This window comes from Ensifer sesbaniae (genome assembly GCF_013283665.1).
GTDB classification, from domain to species: Bacteria; Pseudomonadota; Alphaproteobacteria; order Rhizobiales; family Rhizobiaceae; genus Ensifer; species Ensifer sesbaniae.
Genome location: NZ_JABEKU010000001.1, coordinates 1880777 through 1897305, shown reverse-complemented (window position 1 = coordinate 1897305; position 16529 = coordinate 1880777). Strand labels below are relative to the sequence as shown.

Genomic DNA, 16529 nt, shown 5'->3' with positions numbered 1-16529 from the left:
TGCAATTACGGAACGTTCCCGTCAGGTCGACAGTTCCCTCCCTGGCCAGCCAGAGACGCACGACGTGCGGAAAATCTGAAGCGGGCCTTGCCGGAAACCGAATGAATCGCCTGCTGATGCCGTGCGCCGTAAGGCAGGCGCTGTCCGCTGTCGGGGCCGCCGATCACCCACGCACCGCAACCGGCCTAATGCTCACCGTCGGCTTCCGCGCGCTTACGATCGGCTACGTTATGGGCCGATCGTCGGCCGTCACCGGGCAAGGCTACCGGCGATAACCGCCGCTGCGCTAACAAGGTCTACAACCGGTTGACGGGATCGACGGCTGGAGGGCTTCGGTTGTCCGATTGCGTGAATGCCAGCGATCCGCTTGCCCCCCGGCATCACCCCTATCGACAATTGCGCGCGTTGCGTAGATGCTGAACCTCACGCTAAGGATGCAGAGTGGTGAACTCCCGGGTTGATTTGTAGCAAAGGGGTGAAAGGCATGAAAAAGCTTATCATTGCGATTGGAATAGTTGGTACGCTTGCTTCCTGCACGCAGACTGAGAAAGGGACCGCCATCGGCGCCGGCACGGGCGCCATCATCGGAGGCGTCGTAAGTGACAGTTGGGGCGGCGCGGCGATCGGTGCCGTGGCCGGTGGCATCATGGGCAACCTCATCGGTCGTTCCCGTGAGCGCGAAGGCTACTGCATCTATCGCGATCGCTATGGCCGCCGATACGAAGCGCGCTGCCGATAACGGCCGCCTCCCGAAGCGAACAGCGTCTTTCCTGCAGCGCGCGTAACTTCGAAACTGGCAAGAAACCCTTGCGATAGCAAACAACCTGGCCGCCATGCGTCTCTCGCTTGGCGGTCGGCGTCCGGATTATGGATGGTGCTGCCGAGCCATTCGGCAGCTTTTCGTCGTCGATAAGCCGCTATCCAGGCGGGACATACCGCTAGTAGGACGAGAGCAAAGGTGCCAGCAACGGCGAGCATCGTTGCGCGCCGGGCCAGCGACAACTGCCGAACAGCAAGAGACGTCCTCTATCAAGCGTGTTACACTGCTGACATGACTGATGAAGAGCAGACCTACGAATACTCGGATTTTTCTGGCCAGTTCAGTGACGATGGCGTCATCGTCGAATTGCGGATCTATCGGCCGGCGGGCACGAATCTCGATTGGGTACTCGAGGTGATCGACGAGGAAGGCTTCTCCACCACGTGGGAGGAGCCCTTCCCCACCGATCGAGAAGCCTTTGAGGAGTTCATTGCGACCGTCCAGCGAGACGGTATCCAGGCATTTACCGACGAGCCGCCACACACCGTTCACTAGCACCTGTCGTGACCCGTAGTCTGATTGCCACGGCTGCAGGTCTCCTGTGATCGCAAATTCAAAGCGCGCCATCGATCTTTGCACAGGCGCGGTGCCGCAGGCGGCATTCACCCACCCAGCAAATCCGCTACGCCGCAGCCGCCCTCCGCGTCGCACGCATCTTCAATGGGCTCATCCCATATTCGCGGCTGTAGGCGCGGGAAAAGGCGGACAGGCTGTCGAAGCCGCAACGAAGCGCGATCTCGCGGATCGGGCTGCCGGAATCGCGCACCAGACGGTGTGCGACCTGGAGGCGGAGCCGAAGATAGTAGGCGCCGGGGCTGGTCGATAGCCCTCGCGCAAAAAGCAACTCCAGCTTGCGCTGCGAAATCGAGAGCCGCTTCGTCAAGGCTGCGATCGTCAACGGGCGCTCGAGCGTGCGCTCCATCAGCCGTATCGCGTCTGCAAGTTCCGGGTCGCGCGTCTCGATCCGCCCGAGCGATACGAATGGCTGGACATCGGTGGCGCTGTGCGTTTGGTCATAGACGAAGATGCTGGCGACATCGAGCGCCAGCGCCGAACCCAGCCTTTGCGTGATCCAGTGCAGCATCATGTCGAAGGTCGGCGAGGCACCACCTGACGTCCAGAACTTCCCGTCGGCGACGAAGCGATCGCCAAGCACGGTCAAGGCCGGAAAGGCCTGGCTGAAATCCTCGAGTTCTTCCCAATGGGCGGTTGCCCTGCGGCCATTGAGCAGGCCGGTCCGCCCGAGCAGCCAGCAGCCTGATTCGATGCCGGCTATGATATCGAAATGCCGGGAGGCCTCCTGCAGGATTCCGATGAATTTCTTGCCGACATGCCGATCGAGGTTGAAGCCCCCGATCACCAGCAATGCGTCGCCGGCAAGTGGCTGGGCGAACTTGCCGTCGACCACGATCGGCACGCCGCAGGTCAACGTCACCGGTTTTCCGTCGGCCGAAAGCAGCCTCCAGCGAAACACGTCGCGTCCAGAGATGCGGTTGGCGGCACGCATCGGATCCAGCACCGACGCAAGCGACATGATCGACGACTCCGGCAGGATGACGACGGAAACTTCGATCACAGATTGTAGACGTCCATCGGAAGGCATGCGGGAAATGTCAAATTTTGAGCGATAAATGTCAATTCTGGAAATGGCATTCGGGCATTATCAGACCGTATCGATCTCCCTACGCGCGGCGCTGCAGCCCCGCGCAGAGACGTTCCCCTTTCCGCCTTTTGCCGGAACGGGCCGGTCGGAGTCATCCACCGGCCCGTTTTTTTATGCGCAAGTGCAAGCGCTGCAGGTGAACGCCGAATCCGGCCTTGACCGCATTCAACATCGGAGACCTCAATCCAGCTTGATTGAGATCGAGAACCGGCAAGGCATGGGACCAGATGTCCGCCTTTTATAATTTTGGCCGGACATCAGTGAAAAATATCCACGCGCTCTTCCAGCCAGTTCGCAATCCCGCTGAAACCACAGTACATTTGCCGTCGTCTTTTCTCTCTCTACGGCCGGGCATGACGTCATGAACATCCCAAGACTTCTGCTGATCTTGCTGCTATCGGCGGTCCCGACCTATCTTCTGCTTCTCGGCTTCATCTATCTTTCGCAACGCACGCTTCTCTACCCCGGGGCCGAAGACATTGCCGCGCCTGAGCGAGCGAGTTGGGGCGAGAATGTCTCCGTCAAGACGCCGGATGGCGAGACGCTGCACGGGCTTTACAGCGAAGGCAACCCCGACAGGCCCAGTGTGCTGCTCTTTTTCGGGAATGGCGATCGGGTCGACAACTACGGCTTTCTCGCACAGGCCCTGGCCGCGCGGGGCATTGGACTGCTCGCGATTTCCTATCGCGGCTATCCGGGATCCACCGGTTCACCAAGCGAGAACGGTCTGCTGACCGACGGCATCGCGGCGTTCGACTGGCTGGCGTCTCGCGTCAAAGGGGGCATCGTCGTACTCGGTCGGTCGCTTGGCACCGGCGTCGCCGTGAACACGGCGACACAAAGACCGGCAACCGGCATGATCCTTGTCTCGCCCTATCTGTCGGTTCAGTCGGTCGCCCAGGCGCGCTACCCATTCCTTCCGGTCTCGCTTCTCATCAAGGATTCCTTCCGCTCCGACCTCAAGATAGCGGCGGTGAAACAGCCAAAGCTTTTCATTCACGGACGGTTGGACGACAGCATTCCCCTGTCTTCGGGCGAGGCGCTCTATCGCATCGCTGCTGAACCCAAGCAGATGCTGGTTGGCGAGCGCTCGGGTCACAACGACATCTGGAACGACAAGACGGTAAGCGAGGTGATCCATTTCGTAGAGTCGCTGGAATCGGATGCGACCTAGGCTACCCCGCCCAACTGGAGGGAGGTCTCTCGAATTTCCGTTGAAGAACAGACGATTTGCCCGACCTGAGAGATAGGTGACGTTTCGTACCGAAGACATGGGTGACACTTTTCGCTTTTTGCGGGAGGTGTTGATGCCGTGGAAAGAGACTTCGGTGATGGAGGAACGTCTACGATTTGTCGCCCGGCTGCTTGAGGGCGAAGGCATGAGCGATGTGTGCCGGGAGTTCGGCATCTCGCGCAAGACCGGCTACAAGATCTTCAATCGCTATAAGGACGACGGCCTGGAGGCTGAGAAGCCCCTGCAGGTCTTTGATGGCGCTCGCCGTCGATGTCGTCGACTGCTCGGTCGTCGCCACACGGTAGGCGAGATTGTCGATCTTCCTCACTTCGGATTCGAGCACGCGGAAACGCTCTTCGCTCCTCGCCTCCATGGCACTGCGCCACTTCTGAAGCTCCTCGATGTCCCTGCCCTTGTTCACCCAGATCGTGACGCCGCCGACGCACATGCCGAATAGCGTCACGAGTTGGATGATCGTGTTCAGGTTCCATTCGAGCTTTTGCGCGCGCTTCGGGAATTCCATTGGCTGATCCTCAAGTCCCATTCTGCCCCTCGTATGCAAATTTTGATGATCACCGCGCAGCGTCGTGAGCGCTGCACTCTTCCTTGGTCCAGACGCGGGCACCGCATATGCCCGCCACTGTGTCGTCGATCTTGTCCTGGTCTGCCGGCGTCGCGCCGCGGGCGCCGATAAGCGAAGTCCCGACGACCGCCCTAGCCGTTAGGTTGAGTTGCTCTTTCGACGCATTGACCCGTCCCGTTGAGGTACAGCCAGCCGCGCTCAAGGCAGAGGCGACGATTAACGCGAGCGCGATCCGCTGCATTGGTCAGTTCTCCGATTGCTTTGTTGGTGGCTGCCTGGGCTTCGACGCGCTCGGCCGCCCTGCCCTCATACCTCGCCACAGGCAGCAGCCAGACAGCGTTGACCGCCTGCATAGCGAAGAACACGACAAGGCCGCCGGCAGCAGCCCCAGCGGCCAGAGAGATACGGCTGAACATCACGCCATCCTCTCGACCTGCTTCGCCACAGCCTTCCGATCGGCGTCCTTCCGCCAGTAGAGTAAGCCGGCGATGCCACCGAGCGCGAGCAGGAGGATAAGAAGGTTCTGCCAAGGTATGCCGCCGATCGCGGTGAGGATCGACGCGCCGCCGCCGCTGACGGCCGGGACGACCACCTCTTTCGACTTCCACCACGGCGCATCGAGGCTCGGCGGCGTAACCGGGACGGGAACCGGTACCGGCTTCTCTTCGGTTACCGGCGCGACCTTCACCTCCGGACGAGCCGCCTCACCCGGAGTGAGCGCCACGAGCGCCTTGTGCATTGCCGACCTGGTCTTTGGGCCGACGTCGCCGTCGACCTCAAGGCGCTGGTCAGCCTGGAACTGCCGGACGTTGTCGGCGCGATAGCCGAGGAGGACGAGCGAGATCCGGGCGAGCCGGTCGAAGCGATCGGCCAAGCCGTTCTTGCCGCCGTTGATCTTCTTCGTGATCGTCTCGGCGTCGCCCTCGTCGGCCCAGCGGTTCAGCCCGCGGGTGTCCCAATAGAACAAGGGAACAAGGCCTTCCCAAGGGTCGGTGTTGACCGCGTCCGGATCCTTGACGAAGTCTGGGCAATCGAGGCCGGCGGAACGGCACCATTCGCGGTACTGGGCATAATTGTCCTTGCCCGTCAACTGCATGCCGGTGCGGCCGCGGTAAAGGTAGCCGTCGCCATCCTTCTCCGGCGTGTTGCCGAGATCGGTCCTGGTATCATAGCGCTGCTGCGCCGGCGTCGGGCCCCAGATCTCCCGGTCGTACCGGAAGTCGCCGCTTTCGTGCATCAGCTGCGCGAAGTACTGAGCGAGCCGGTGCGGCCGATCCATGCCGAACTTGCTGCCGTATTTGTCCAGTGCCACAAGCACGGACGCGAGGTTGCTCTCGTTCACTTTGCCCTTCGAGGCATCGCGAACCTGCTGAGCGGTGATGACGCTCATCGGTTACTCCTGATTGTTGGGAGGGAGTTGGCAGGCAAAGGCGACCAGCGACGGGAATGATCCCGAGCCATGTGGCGATCCTTTGATTGTTGGAAACTATCTATTGGGTCAGAGGGACCCAGTTATTGACTTGCGGTCGCCCCCATAGGATTTGATTGGCCACGAATAGAATGATAGAGAGGGCGGAATGCTAACCGATGCACGAAGCATCGCGATCGTGGGGAACGCCGCGTCGCTTTTAGACGCGAACCATGGATTGGAAATCGATGATCACGAGGTGATCATCCGGATGAATCGAGGACTGCCAACTAACCCCGAAAAACAAGGGCGGCGGACGAGCATTCTCGCCTTTTCAGTTTTCCCCCAGATCGCAGACATCTATGACCAATTCGGCGCTGACAAGCTCATCTGGATGTCACCGAAGCTGCGAGACGAGGCTCCGGGCGACCTCGAGCTGGAATTCTATTCGCTGGAACGATGGGAAACGCTGCACTCAAAGCTCGGAGCCCGCCCCAGCGTTGGTGCTATGGTCCTTGACTATGTCTCCACCTTTGGTAGCCAGAGCGTTAACATTTACGGGTTCGACTTCAAGCGCACCACGTCAACATACCTTGAGGCGCCCCACATCGGCCCACACAATTACCAAGCTGAAGAGGCGTTCTGTCTCTCGATTGTAAACGAGCGAAATTGGCGAATTAGGAGAGACTATGCTGACTAGGCGCGAAGAACTCATTGAACAGTACCGGATTCTCCACGCTCGCGAGAAATACGGCGCCTCCTCAGAAAAGCAGATCGACTTCATTACGCCGTGGCTGAAAGAGCTTGGCCCTATCAACACGATTCTCGATTTCGGATGCGGGCAGTCCCAACTGGTCGACTGGCTTGCCAGAGATTTCGGGGCCCAGGCTTTCAGATATGACCCTGCGATTGAGCAATTCAACCAGTTCCCGGTAGACAAGGCAGACGTCGTGATCAACACCGATGTGCTTGAGCATATCCCGCTTGAGGACGTCGACGGCTTCATCGCGCGCATCGCGTCGATCAGCGAAAAGGTGTTCTTCAACATCTCGAACATCCCAGCGGTCGCGATCCTGCCGAACGGCGAGAACGCGCACTGCACAGTCGAGCCTCCGGAATGGTGGGCGGAGCAACTTGCCAAGCACTTTGCGGTAGTAAGGCGGGTACCGAGCTATCGCCCCTCGACGTCGAGCTTCATCACCTGGCTCGAACCGGCCTGACCATCTTGCCCCCACGTTCTGCAATCGCGTGGGGGCAATTTATCATTATGCCGCCTGGTACCGCACCGGGTCGAGGAAGACGTAATCATCGTCTGACAGCATCCCATAGATGCGTACTGACCCACCCACGTTCACTTCGATCTTTACCCGCGTCTGTCGGCCGTCACTGTTGCCGACCGAAGTCGACCGGAACACCCGCAGCCTGCTTGGACGCATGTTACTTGGGAGCGAGAGGATTGCTTCCGCCTTCGTACCCGCCTCAAGGATACCTTCCAGTTGAATTTCGCGCTCCTTGTTTGCCGTCATGGGGCGTCCTGATGCTGGAAAACCACCCGCTGTGGAAGTAGCGAGATGGTAGTGGGATAGCATCGATCTGGGGCGAAGCCCTTCGAATGATGTCGCGGCTGATCGCACGTGCGATGGCCCGACCGATCAGGCGGTACGTGAACGGTGTGTCATGTATCCTGTCGCGAACGCGAGGGTCTGAGGCATCGGGGCTTGTGACGTAGTCGGCGAGAATTTGATCCGTCCCTTGCGTCGTATCCACAATGATCGCGCCTCGAGTTGCGGCGATAGTGTGAAGTCCGGTGCTCCCCACAGCCGCAGAGCACCACACGCCAGTCGTCAGGGGAACTTGGCTATTCAGCGGGCAAATACGCCTTAAGATCGGGCCAACCGCTGAAATTTGCGCGGATATCAGCCATTCTAGCCACGCCAGCGATGGACACCTCGTAATCGACGACGCGCTTAACCTCGTCGGTGCGGCCTAATGCAAGCAGCGCCTTGAGCCAAGGAACAAGAGCGTCCGCTCGATCCGGCGTTCTAGAGTGATAATTCCGCCCGTGTGCTTCCGCTTCCTCGTAGCGCCCTGAACTCAGACAGAAATACGCCATCACTTGCGACAGCATTCGCTGGTCAATGAAGAAGTCTTTTGCACGCTGGATTAGCTCCAATACGCCCGTTTGGTCATTATGCTTGTGAAGCAGGCCAAGCCCATCGGTCCAAGCATAAAGATACCCAGGCGAGAGATCGAGCAGTGATGAAAGGCAGCGCTTACCGTTCTCAAGAGTGCCGATAGCAGCATGCGCTTGCATCAGCGACATCCATGTAAACGTATCATTCGGAAACTTACTTACGTAGAACGCCTCACGGTCGATCAGCGCGCCCCAATCGCCAGAACGCCGCGCCTCCAGCATAGATCGATATGCGTCGTAGGATTCTCCCCAATCAAAGCCAAGCTCGTTGAGCAGCGATTGGGATACAGGGTGGTAAGTAAGGCAATTGATCCCTTCGCTTTGCCTCAAATACCATTCTATGTAGCCCAGCAGATAGTCGTAGTCTCCTGGGAGCTGCTGGACAAACGATCTCACCATCATCGCGGTGATTTCGCCATTCGGATGTAGAGCAGTATGAAAGAGAGATCGCTGAGGTGCGTTACTCCTGATGTAGCCGGCGAAATCGACTTTCGTGCCCGACCGCTTTTGACACATCTCAATTATGCTCAGATCCATGCTGAGCATGCGGAGTGGCGTTGCCTTAGGCCCAAATCGAGAGAGCGCCTCACTTGGCGAGGCCGCGTAGAACTGAAGATGGGGATACCTAATTACTTGATCGACGAGAGCGCTATAGCTCATCATCAACTGATCAGACATCGGCGTTGACTGAGTGCCCTGCACGACCCAACGGCCTTGCGATCTGGCTTCTTCAATCAAGTTGTGTGCCATCGACTCATCAATATATCGACAGCCAACTCCGAGAAAACTCAGCAAGAAGCCGAGATCTTGCCCGACGGCATAGCAGTCCGCAATTTTGCTCGCGGTCAGAATGGCAGCAAGATGCTGCCCTTGGCAGTTGCCATCGAAAATGACAAGAGGCAGCGTCACTCTCTGACTAGGCCCCAACGAGATCTGCGAGTTCGCCAACTGTTTGGCATATTAGAGCCGCCTGGGGTTCGATCTTGACCCCGAGCCTGTCCTCCAACTCGAACATGACTTGCACATGTCCGAACGAATCCCATCCAGGAACGTCCGCTGCGGTCATATCTCGCGTCAGCTCGCCCTCGAAAAGTGGAAATGTCGCTCGAACCGCGTCCACGAATGCGTCTGTCATCAAAGCCTACTTCCCTCAAAATCGAGTTCAGCCAAGTCCATGGACCTGGTGAGGTAATTCTTCCGATTCTCCGATCGTGAGATCTTGCCACTGGTAGTCTTCACGAGTGAGTTTGCCCGCACCGCAACGACATGAGCGGGAGCAATTCCGAAACTGTCATTGATGCGCCCGATGATCTCTGCCTTCAGCGCCCTCACGGCCACTTCGCCGGTCGCCTCTACCGCAAGTATAAGTTGTTGTGTGCCGCTCGCATCGTCGACGCCAAAAGCCGTTGTGCGCCCGGGTTTAACGCCGGGAATGGTAGATGCAAGCTGCTCTATATCATGCGCGTACAGATTCTTTCCGCGAACGATTATGAGATCATCGACGCGGCCGGTGATGTAGAGAACACCTTCATACTTAAAGCCGAGATCGCCCGTTTGATACCAGCCATCGACGAACTTCCGCTTCGTAGTCTCCTCGTTGCGGAAGTAGCCGCCACACATCGAAGGCCCGCGAATAACTACCTCTCCAACGTTGCCATCTTGCAGATTATCACCAATCCTGATGTCCACCCCTTCGATTGGCATACCCACTGGCATGATGACCTTCGAGCGGTCAGTCGCCTCGTGCGCCACAACTACGCGCCTTTCAGATTCCAAGATATGCGCGTCTACCAGCAGACCTGTGATTGGCGCTCGTCGCGGCGTCTGCGCAATCGCGAACACGTACTCAGCGGCTGCGTAGCAAATCTGCACCGCGTTCGCCGGTAGCCCGTGTGGACCGAAGCGAGTTTCGAAGGCATGCATGTCGTCTTGCTTGCAAGGTTCAGAGCAGTTGATGACCGCCCTCACCCCCGATAGTGCATTTTCAGATAAATCCAGCCGAGCGCGCTTGGCCAGATAGTTGAAGGCGAAGTTTGGCAACCAACAATAGGCGTTTGGATGCTTCTCCAAAAGCGAGATCAGCACACCTGGGTTCGATAGCCATGCAAACGTATCGATCAACCGTACCGGCACCCCTTTCCGCATTGGCAGCAAGGTCGCAGCAACAAGCCCCATATCATGGTAGATGGGCAACCAAGAGATAACATTCGACGTATCGTCGATGCCGATCGCATCCCCGTAAACATCCAGCTGCGAAAGCAACTGACGATAGGTGACGGTCACTCCTTTCTTCAAGCCGGTTGTGCCGGACGAATGCTGCAGAAACGCGATATTATCAAGGTCAACCGGGACCGCCGTGGGACGCTTCGGCGTCTGGAATACCTCGATCTCGTCTGTGGAGACAATCACGTCAACGCCCAGCGCCTTAACATGCTCCAAGGACGACGGCTCACTCACAACCAGATGCGGTTGAATACGGTCGATCAACCGCTTATGGCCCTTGGCCCAAGCACTTACGTCCTGCTTAATTGTTGGTGGAGGCATGAATGCCGGGACTGCCCCCATCCACTGCGCGCCGAAGAATGCAAGCAGCATACCCTCGCTGTGCTGGGCGAAAATAAGTACGATATCGCCCTTGGCCACCCCATTCTCAATGTACATTTGAGCTGTAGATGAAATCCTGTCGTGAACATGAGAGAAGGTGAGCCTTTTCTCATGACCAGCGATACCGTGAAGATCAAAGCAGACTTCTTCAGGAAAGTTTTTTGATTTACCGGTAAGCGCTTCGAAAAAGGGATTGGCCATTAGCAACTCCAAATAGAGTGACGCTGGTATATTGCCACTAGCCAAGCTAAGTCAATCGACGATTAAGGCGCCTGAAACCTGATCGCGTCGAGAAAGATGTAGTTGTCGTCCGACGGCATGCCGTAGATGAGCACATTCCCGCTGGTCACCAGTTCCAACTTTACGCGTGTCTGCCTACCGTCACTATTTCGCACCGATGTCGTCCAGAACGTCCGGACGCGGGCCGGCCGCAGATTCGTCGGGAACGAAATGATAGCGGTGCCATCAGCCTTGGTTCCAGCCTCCAGAATGCCCTCGACCTGCACGACCCTGTTCTCGTCCACCGTCACATACGGCGTGCGAAGGCTGGATGACCAGCTGTTTGCGAAATACCTGATCGGCAACTGAACGGCGTCAATAGATGCGGTTGACTTTCGGATGATGTCGCCAGCGATAGCCCGCCCAATCACATCGCCCTCAAGTCGATAAACAAACGGCGTTTCATGAATTCTATCGCGAACGCGTGGGTCTGATGCATCCGGGCTCGTGACATAATTGGCAAGAATCTGACCAGTAACCTGAGTCAGGTCGACTACGACCGCGCCACGTGTTGCGGCAAGATTCCGGTATGCCTCGCGAAGGGGAGCGCCGTACTGAGCGTTGGACGTCGCAAGACCCCTAGGTCCAATCGACATTCAGGCTTCCCAAATCAGTTGATCGCTGATTCATAGGAGACCGTGTTGAACGAGGGTCTTTTGCATGGCGGCGAAGCGGTATGAACTGAGCGATGCTCAGTGGGTCAGGATTGCATCTTTGTTGCCTGGTAAGGCTGGTGATCCCGGGCGCACCGGCTCGGACAACCGCTTGTTTATCAATGGCTGTCTTTGGGTGCTGCGTTCCGGCGCCCATTGGCGCGATCTGCCGGAGCGTTATGGCAAATGGAAGACGGTGCATAAGCGCTTTAGCCGCTGGTGTCATGCCGGCATATGGGAGCGGGTGTTCGAGACGCTGACGGCTGACCGTGACAACCAGTATCTAATGATCGACAGCACCATCGTTCGTGCCCATCAGCAGGCGGCATCCGGAAAAGGGGGGCCAAGGATCAGGCGCTGGGGCGTTCCCGAGGCGGACTGACCACCAAGATCCACATGTTGGCCGACACGCTTGGTCGGCCGCTACGTTTCATTGTGACGGCTGGCCAAGTTGGCGACATCACGCAAGCGCCGGCTCTTCTGGATGGCCAGAGCGGCGATGCCGTTCTGGCTGACAAAGCCTATGACAGCCATGCCTTGCGTGAGACGATCGCCGACATGGGAGCCGTGGCGGTAATCCCGTCAAACCGCTCGCGCAAGGTCATCATCCCCCACGACGAACTCGTCTACAAACATCGCAACCGCATCGAGCGATGCTTCAATCGGATGAAGCACTTTCGTCGCTTCGCCACGCGCTACGACCGTAGAACCATTCACTTCCAAGGCTTCCTCTATCTCGTCGCCGCAATGAGTTGGCTCCAGTGAATGTCGATTCGCCCTAGAGCGGTTAAGGCGGGAATTGGAGCGCCGTGCCAGTGATGCGGCGGCTGTGCTGTTCCTTCAGAAGATGACGGAACTTGTCCCGATCCGCGATGTCGTCAAGGCAACCGCGACGGTGGGTGCGTTGATCGAATACTTCATGATCGCCGGCAGGAGGAGCTTGCCGAAGCACGGAAGGCTGCTTTCATCGAGGCGGCGGTCGAAATGGACGACTACGCTGCCACTGCAACAGCGATGTGGCAATCCGAGGAAGACGCCGATCGGGCCGCCGCTCACCTGGCGCAATCCTACGCGTTCCAGTCTGCAGCCAAGGCCCTCCACGCCAAAGCCGAGGATACCGGCCGTGACTGAGACCGCAATTCACGATCACATCTTCGGCGCCTACATCTACCGCTGGGACCGCCAAGGTCGGAAAGGCCAGCCGTGCGATGTCCTGATCCGCACCAAGGTCATGAATAGCTGCCTCGTCAAGTTCGCCGACGGCTACACAATGGTCACGAGCCGGAACGCGCTGCGCAAGAACCCTGCCGCCCGCCAGGCTCAAGGAGGAGAGGAATGACGGCAAGAGCAGCAATCAAAGCCGCCGACCTCAAACGCATGGCCGATATCGCCAAGTCGAAGGGTGTCACTGTCTGGGTGGAGATCGACGGCAGGCGCGTCGGTGTTTCCCCCGATATCCAAGATATTCACAAACCTGCTACCGTTGACCTGAAGCCGGATGACTTCTCGTCATTGTCCGAATGGCAGGCGTGGAGAGACCGAGAACGTGCTCGTGAAGCTCAAAGGAATTCATAAGGTCAAGCGCCGGCTGGCGAACGGAGAGGTGCGCGTCCACTATTACGCATGGCGCGGCGGCCCGAAGATGGAGGCTGCACCGAATACGGAAGCGTTCGCCGCCGAACTTCTGAGACACCGGGCAGAGAGTGCCCCTGCCGAAGTGAACACGCTCGACGACCTGATCGACGCCTTCCAAAAGAGCCCCGCGTTCGCGGCTCCGGCAGAGAAGACGCAGGACGCCCACAGGCATTCGTTTAAGGAAATCCGCAAGGAATGGCCGAAGCTCCCGCTGAAGCTGACGCAGCAGCGCGGCATGAAGGCGATGATCCGGAATTGGCATCACACCTTTGCAGCCAACCCGCGGAAAGCCGACCAAATGCTTTTTCCCTCTCCCGCGTCTTCACGTTCGGGATTGACGAGGAAACGATCGAAAAGAACCCCTGCACCGGAATCGATAGACTTTACACCGGATCACGCAAGGAAAGCGTCTGGACGCCTGAGTTGATCGCTCTGTTCCGGGCCAAGGCCAAGGCTCACATGCTCCTCGCCTTCGAAATGGCGATTCACACCGGGCAACGCCAAGGAGATCTGCTGTCCCTCACATGGAAGCAGTACGACGGAACGCACCTGTCGTTCCAACAGGGAAAGACCAAGAAGCGCGTTCGGGTGAAGGTCCACAGCAAGCTGAAGGCCATGATCGACGCGCTGCCAAAGGACAAGATGCGAATCTTGAACAACTCGCGCGGCCGGCCGTGGACGAAGGACGGCTTCAAGACGTCATGGGGGAAAGAGTGCGCCAGGCTGAAGATCGAGGGCGTGACGTTCCACGACTGCGCGGCACGTTCATCACCGAACGGCGACGTGAAGGATCGACGACAGAACAGATCGCGTCGATCACCGGGCACTCGATTGCAGAGGTGGGAAGAGTGCTTGAGAAGCACTATTTGGCGACGGACCAGCAGACCAGCGATGCCGTCATTTTGCGGATGGAAAAGAACATCACGTGAATGAATTCTGTAAACGGCTATGGGAAAGCTGTAAACGGGGTCTAGTAGAACTTCAAAAACGCCCGCTAAGCGCTTGATTTTTTGGCGACCCCTGCAGGATTCGAACCTGCGACAACCTGCTTAGAAGGCAGGTGCTCTATCCAACTGAGCTAAGGGGCCGTCCCGGGCCATGCCCGTCGAATGCGGCCGGAGGACTTAGTGGGTCCAGGGCTGCATCCGGTTGAAACGGAAGTTGTCCGGATAGGACACGTTCTTGCGCGTCGCTTCCTTCGGCGCGATCACGCGGTATTCGATGCCGTTGCGCTCCGCATAGGCGATGGCCTGCTCGGCATTTTCGAAGGTCAGCCGCAGCTGCTGCTTCATGTCGCCGGAACTGGTGTAACCCATGATCGGGTCGATGGTGCGCGGCTTTTCCTGATCAAACTCCAGCACCCACAGATTCGTCTTGGCCTTGCCAGACTGCATGGCGGTCTTTGCTGGACGATAGATCTTTGCGGACATGGTTTCGAACGGCTCCATACTCTCGCCGGCAACATTCATGGGCGCCGACATTCCGTCTTCCCATAACGCAGAATGATTTAAAACGGAATGACTTTCGGCCGGATAAATTTGGCTTTTCAGTCGGAGGATTGCGCCCGATACAGCGTGCCGCTGGCAGATCGTACAGGTCGCGCGCACGACGCGTACAAAAGGGCCACGCACCGGCATCCGACGAAAGGAAGATACGCGGGAAATCGAGAACACCATCCTAGGCGTTACGATGGTCGGAGTGGAGAGATTCGAACTCCCGACCCTCTGGTCCCAAACCAGATGCGCTACCAGACTGCGCTACACTCCGTGCCAACGGCGCCGGAGATACACGGTTCGCCCTTGGGCTGCAACATGAAATTTCGTTGACGCCTGCACTAAAGAAAAACCGGCTTTCGGCCCAGCCACGGTCCGCGGCCGACAGAAATGTCCCGAATTGGGACAAAGATGCCGGTTTGTCATTCGAATTTAGTAATCACTAAATCCATTGCGGTTAGAGCCAAGCGGTGCACAACCACGCCGTGCCAGCCTTTCCAAGCCCGCCCGAGCATCTTCCCCCATGAACACCCAACTCGATCTCGCTACCGTCCTCTTGCTTCACAAATCATCGTTCCTTGTCGGTGCGTTCTGCTTCCTCTACGCCCGTTGGCAATCGCCGCGCGATGAAGGTCTTGGAATTCTCGCAAGTGGTTTCTTCTTCCTGGCTCTCGCTTCGACGCTTGCCGGCTACGGCGAACAGAAACTGCTGCCGGCCTATCTGTGGACGCTTTCGAGCTTCACGCTCGGGATCGGCGGTTATGCGTTGTTCTGGATCGGCGTGCGCCGCCTGAGCGCCGGTCGTCGACGCAAGACGGACTGGCTGGCGCTTTCAATACCGATCGCGGGCGCGGCAATCGGCCTTGCCACGCATTTCCATGTGGTCAATTACATCCGCGCCAGCGTGTTCAACGCCACCGCCTTTGTCTTCCTGGCCGCCTCCGCCCTCGCCGTCATATCTGATCGCAGCAGGGAACCGTTGCCGGTACGCGCCCTGTTTGCGGCGGCCATGGCCGTTGGCGCCAACCTTTGCCTTGCGGTGGTGATCGGGCTCGTGAAGCCCGGCATCATACCGATTACCACCACCTACGCCTTTTTCCTCTCGATCATCTGCCACTTCGCGATCGCCCTTTTTGCTCTGGTCCTCGTCAAGGAGAGAGCTGAAGCCGAACTCCGGTGTTCGGCCGACACCGATGCCCTGACCGGCGCCTGCAACCGACGCTGGTTTCTCGCGCAACTGCCCAGATCGAACTGGCACGGCGACTGCCTCGTCGTCATGGATCTGGATTTCTTCAAGCGCATCAACGATCGCCACGGCCACCAGGCCGGCGATCAGGCTTTGATCGCCTTTGTCGATCTCATCAGGAAGAATCTCAGAAAGGGCGATTGCTTTGCCCGACTCGGCGGAGAGGAGTTCGGCCTCTACCTCCCGCAGACGAGCGAAGCACAGGCGCTGGCGATCGCCGAGCGGCTCCGTCGGGCGGTCGAAGAGCTCGTGGTGATCAGCAACGACCAGTGCATAGCGCTCAGCGTCAGCATGGGGCTGGCCTTCGCCGGCGGTGACGAGGGTACGTGGGAAGATTTGTTCAACAGGGCGGATGCAGCGCTCTACGAAGCCAAGCGCAGCGGCCGCAACCGCGTCACTTCATTTTCTTCAGCGGCCGCAAGCGGCTCGAAGCCAATGGAACGCAGCCTCAGTCGCACCGGGTGAGACAGAGGCGGATGGGCGAGCCCCCCAAAAAAGAAGCGGCCATCCTCTACGGCGGCCGCCCAGGCTGGAGGTTTGATGCCTCATTTTACTCTTACTGAGAGAAATTGCCTGTGGCCAATTTTCACCTATGCCGAGCAAAAGCCACCATTGCGCGAGCGCATGGCAACTCTACACTTTGTGCTGCAGGCCCCGTCGTATAGAACGGATACGCAGCCGCATCGTGCTGTCTCTCCTGGAGTTTGGCTTTGCCTT

23 protein-coding genes, 2 tRNA genes and 1 pseudogene are annotated in these 16529 nt (G+C 58.3%); 14 read left to right on the top strand and 12 right to left on the bottom strand.

Annotated features, from left to right (window positions below; genetic code table 11):
• Window positions 1–484 precede the first annotated feature (484 nt).
• Entirely contained in the window at window positions 485–739 is a 255-nt protein-coding gene (locus tag BHMPCIPO_RS09270; RefSeq protein ID WP_173516466.1) for a YMGG-like glycine zipper-containing protein, read from the top strand.
• 312 nt (window positions 740–1051) lie between these two features.
• Entirely contained in the window at window positions 1052–1315 is a 264-nt protein-coding gene (locus BHMPCIPO_RS09265) for a hypothetical protein (protein WP_173516465.1), read from the top strand.
• A 127-nt stretch (window positions 1316–1442) separates the two neighbouring features.
• Here BHMPCIPO_RS09265 and BHMPCIPO_RS09260 read toward each other — a convergent pair whose 3' ends face one another.
• Window positions 1443–2423, bottom strand: coding sequence for a GlxA family transcriptional regulator (locus BHMPCIPO_RS09260; RefSeq protein WP_173516464.1), 981 nt, complete (start codon window positions 2421–2423; stop codon window positions 1443–1445).
• A gap of 28 nt (window positions 2424–2451) precedes the next feature.
• Between BHMPCIPO_RS09260 and BHMPCIPO_RS09255 the strand changes: the two genes are divergently transcribed.
• From BHMPCIPO_RS09255 to BHMPCIPO_RS09245, 3 genes and pseudogenes are all read left to right on the top strand, one after another.
• Complete coding sequence (locus tag BHMPCIPO_RS09255; protein WP_173516463.1) at window positions 2452–2727, top strand: hypothetical protein; 276 nt, start codon at window positions 2452–2454, stop codon at window positions 2725–2727.
• Between the two features lie 117 nt (window positions 2728–2844).
• Window positions 2845–3657: an alpha/beta hydrolase gene (locus tag BHMPCIPO_RS09250; RefSeq protein ID WP_173516462.1), complete on the top strand. Its 813-nt coding sequence runs from the start codon at window positions 2845–2847 to the stop codon at window positions 3655–3657.
• Between the two features lie 133 nt (window positions 3658–3790).
• A pseudogene (locus BHMPCIPO_RS09245) lies at window positions 3791–3949 on the top strand (helix-turn-helix domain-containing protein); the annotation flags it as partial.
• A 340-nt stretch (window positions 3950–4289) separates the two neighbouring features.
• Here the strand turns inward: BHMPCIPO_RS09245 and BHMPCIPO_RS32815 are convergent.
• From BHMPCIPO_RS32815 to BHMPCIPO_RS09235, 3 genes are read right to left on the bottom strand one after another with little or no spacing between them, the layout of a single operon-like run.
• On the bottom strand, window positions 4290–4541 hold the full coding sequence (locus tag BHMPCIPO_RS32815; protein WP_246304290.1) for a hypothetical protein: 252 nt from the start codon (window positions 4539–4541) through the stop codon (window positions 4290–4292).
• Entirely contained in the window at window positions 4432–4716 is a 285-nt protein-coding gene (locus BHMPCIPO_RS09240; protein ID WP_173516461.1) for a hypothetical protein, read from the bottom strand. Before BHMPCIPO_RS09240 ends, BHMPCIPO_RS32815 begins: the two co-directional genes overlap by 110 nt.
• Window positions 4716–5690, bottom strand: coding sequence for a peptidoglycan-binding protein (locus BHMPCIPO_RS09235; RefSeq protein ID WP_173516460.1), 975 nt, complete (start codon window positions 5688–5690; stop codon window positions 4716–4718). Before BHMPCIPO_RS09235 ends, BHMPCIPO_RS09240 begins: the two co-directional genes overlap by 1 nt.
• A gap of 187 nt (window positions 5691–5877) precedes the next feature.
• On the opposite strand from BHMPCIPO_RS09235, the gene BHMPCIPO_RS09230 reads away from it, so the two are divergent.
• Complete coding sequence (locus BHMPCIPO_RS09230) at window positions 5878–6408, top strand: glycosyltransferase family 29 protein (RefSeq protein WP_173516459.1); 531 nt, start codon at window positions 5878–5880, stop codon at window positions 6406–6408.
• Window positions 6398–6928 (top strand): class I SAM-dependent methyltransferase, encoded by a 531-nt coding sequence (locus BHMPCIPO_RS09225; RefSeq protein ID WP_173516458.1) that lies wholly within the window; start codon window positions 6398–6400, stop codon window positions 6926–6928. The genes BHMPCIPO_RS09230 and BHMPCIPO_RS09225 overlap by 11 nt, the downstream gene beginning before the upstream one ends.
• Window positions 6929–6973: 45 nt before the next feature.
• Here BHMPCIPO_RS09225 and BHMPCIPO_RS09220 read toward each other — a convergent pair whose 3' ends face one another.
• The 5 genes from BHMPCIPO_RS09220 to BHMPCIPO_RS09200 all read right to left on the bottom strand — a co-directional run bounded on the left by BHMPCIPO_RS09220 (window position 6974) and on the right by BHMPCIPO_RS09200 (window position 11381).
• Window positions 6974–7234, bottom strand: a complete 261-nt coding sequence (locus BHMPCIPO_RS09220; RefSeq protein ID WP_173516457.1) for a hypothetical protein — start codon at window positions 7232–7234, stop codon at window positions 6974–6976.
• Between the two features lie 332 nt (window positions 7235–7566).
• Window positions 7567–8811 carry a tetratricopeptide repeat protein gene (locus BHMPCIPO_RS09215; protein WP_173516456.1) on the bottom strand — a complete coding sequence of 415 codons (1245 nt, stop codon included), beginning with the start codon at window positions 8809–8811 and terminating at the stop codon, window positions 7567–7569.
• Window positions 8812–8818: 7 nt separating this feature from the next.
• Window positions 8819–8968, bottom strand: a complete 150-nt coding sequence (locus BHMPCIPO_RS33795; RefSeq protein WP_376741651.1) for an acyl carrier protein — start codon at window positions 8966–8968, stop codon at window positions 8819–8821.
• A 68-nt stretch (window positions 8969–9036) separates the two neighbouring features.
• Window positions 9037–10707 carry an AMP-binding protein gene (locus BHMPCIPO_RS09205; protein WP_173516454.1) on the bottom strand — a complete coding sequence of 557 codons (1671 nt, stop codon included), beginning with the start codon at window positions 10705–10707 and terminating at the stop codon, window positions 9037–9039.
• A 62-nt stretch (window positions 10708–10769) separates the two neighbouring features.
• Entirely contained in the window at window positions 10770–11381 is a 612-nt protein-coding gene (locus tag BHMPCIPO_RS09200; RefSeq protein ID WP_173516453.1) for a hypothetical protein, read from the bottom strand.
• 64 nt (window positions 11382–11445) lie between these two features.
• Here BHMPCIPO_RS09200 and BHMPCIPO_RS09195 point away from each other — a divergent pair.
• From BHMPCIPO_RS09195 to BHMPCIPO_RS32805, 6 genes are all read left to right on the top strand, one after another.
• A protein-coding gene (locus tag BHMPCIPO_RS09195; RefSeq protein WP_173516452.1) for an IS5 family transposase occupies window positions 11446–12203 on the top strand; the annotation gives its coding sequence in 2 pieces (ribosomal slippage) (window positions 11446–11788 and window positions 11788–12203; 759 coding nt in all).
• A 219-nt stretch (window positions 12204–12422) separates the two neighbouring features.
• Window positions 12423–12569 (top strand): hypothetical protein, encoded by a 147-nt coding sequence (locus tag BHMPCIPO_RS09190; protein WP_173516451.1) that lies wholly within the window; start codon window positions 12423–12425, stop codon window positions 12567–12569.
• Window positions 12562–12777: a hypothetical protein gene (locus BHMPCIPO_RS09185; protein ID WP_173516450.1), complete on the top strand. Its 216-nt coding sequence runs from the start codon at window positions 12562–12564 to the stop codon at window positions 12775–12777. The genes BHMPCIPO_RS09190 and BHMPCIPO_RS09185 overlap by 8 nt, the downstream gene beginning before the upstream one ends.
• Entirely contained in the window at window positions 12774–13013 is a 240-nt protein-coding gene (locus BHMPCIPO_RS09180; protein ID WP_173516449.1) for a hypothetical protein, read from the top strand. The genes BHMPCIPO_RS09185 and BHMPCIPO_RS09180 overlap by 4 nt, the downstream gene beginning before the upstream one ends.
• Window positions 12985–13500 carry a hypothetical protein gene (locus BHMPCIPO_RS32810; protein ID WP_246304289.1) on the top strand — a complete coding sequence of 172 codons (516 nt, stop codon included), beginning with the start codon at window positions 12985–12987 and terminating at the stop codon, window positions 13498–13500. Before BHMPCIPO_RS09180 ends, BHMPCIPO_RS32810 begins: the two co-directional genes overlap by 29 nt.
• A 32-nt stretch (window positions 13501–13532) precedes the next feature.
• Window positions 13533–14006: a site-specific integrase gene (locus tag BHMPCIPO_RS32805; RefSeq protein ID WP_376741650.1), complete on the top strand. Its 474-nt coding sequence runs from the start codon at window positions 13533–13535 to the stop codon at window positions 14004–14006.
• Window positions 14007–14084: 78 nt separating this feature from the next.
• On the opposite strand, the gene BHMPCIPO_RS09170 is transcribed toward BHMPCIPO_RS32805, so the two are convergent.
• The 3 genes from BHMPCIPO_RS09170 to BHMPCIPO_RS09160 form a co-directional block, all read right to left on the bottom strand.
• Window positions 14085–14161: transfer RNA gene (locus tag BHMPCIPO_RS09170), tRNA-Arg, on the bottom strand.
• Window positions 14162–14197: 36 nt separating this feature from the next.
• Window positions 14198–14503: an ETC complex I subunit gene (locus BHMPCIPO_RS09165; RefSeq protein ID WP_113537239.1), complete on the bottom strand. Its 306-nt coding sequence runs from the start codon at window positions 14501–14503 to the stop codon at window positions 14198–14200.
• Between the two features lie 260 nt (window positions 14504–14763).
• Window positions 14764–14840: transfer RNA gene (locus tag BHMPCIPO_RS09160), tRNA-Pro, on the bottom strand.
• Window positions 14841–15089: 249 nt separating this feature from the next.
• Here BHMPCIPO_RS09160 and BHMPCIPO_RS09155 point away from each other — a divergent pair.
• Window positions 15090–16277 (top strand): GGDEF domain-containing protein, encoded by a 1188-nt coding sequence (locus tag BHMPCIPO_RS09155; protein ID WP_173516448.1) that lies wholly within the window; start codon window positions 15090–15092, stop codon window positions 16275–16277.
• Window positions 16278–16529 lie beyond the last annotated feature (252 nt).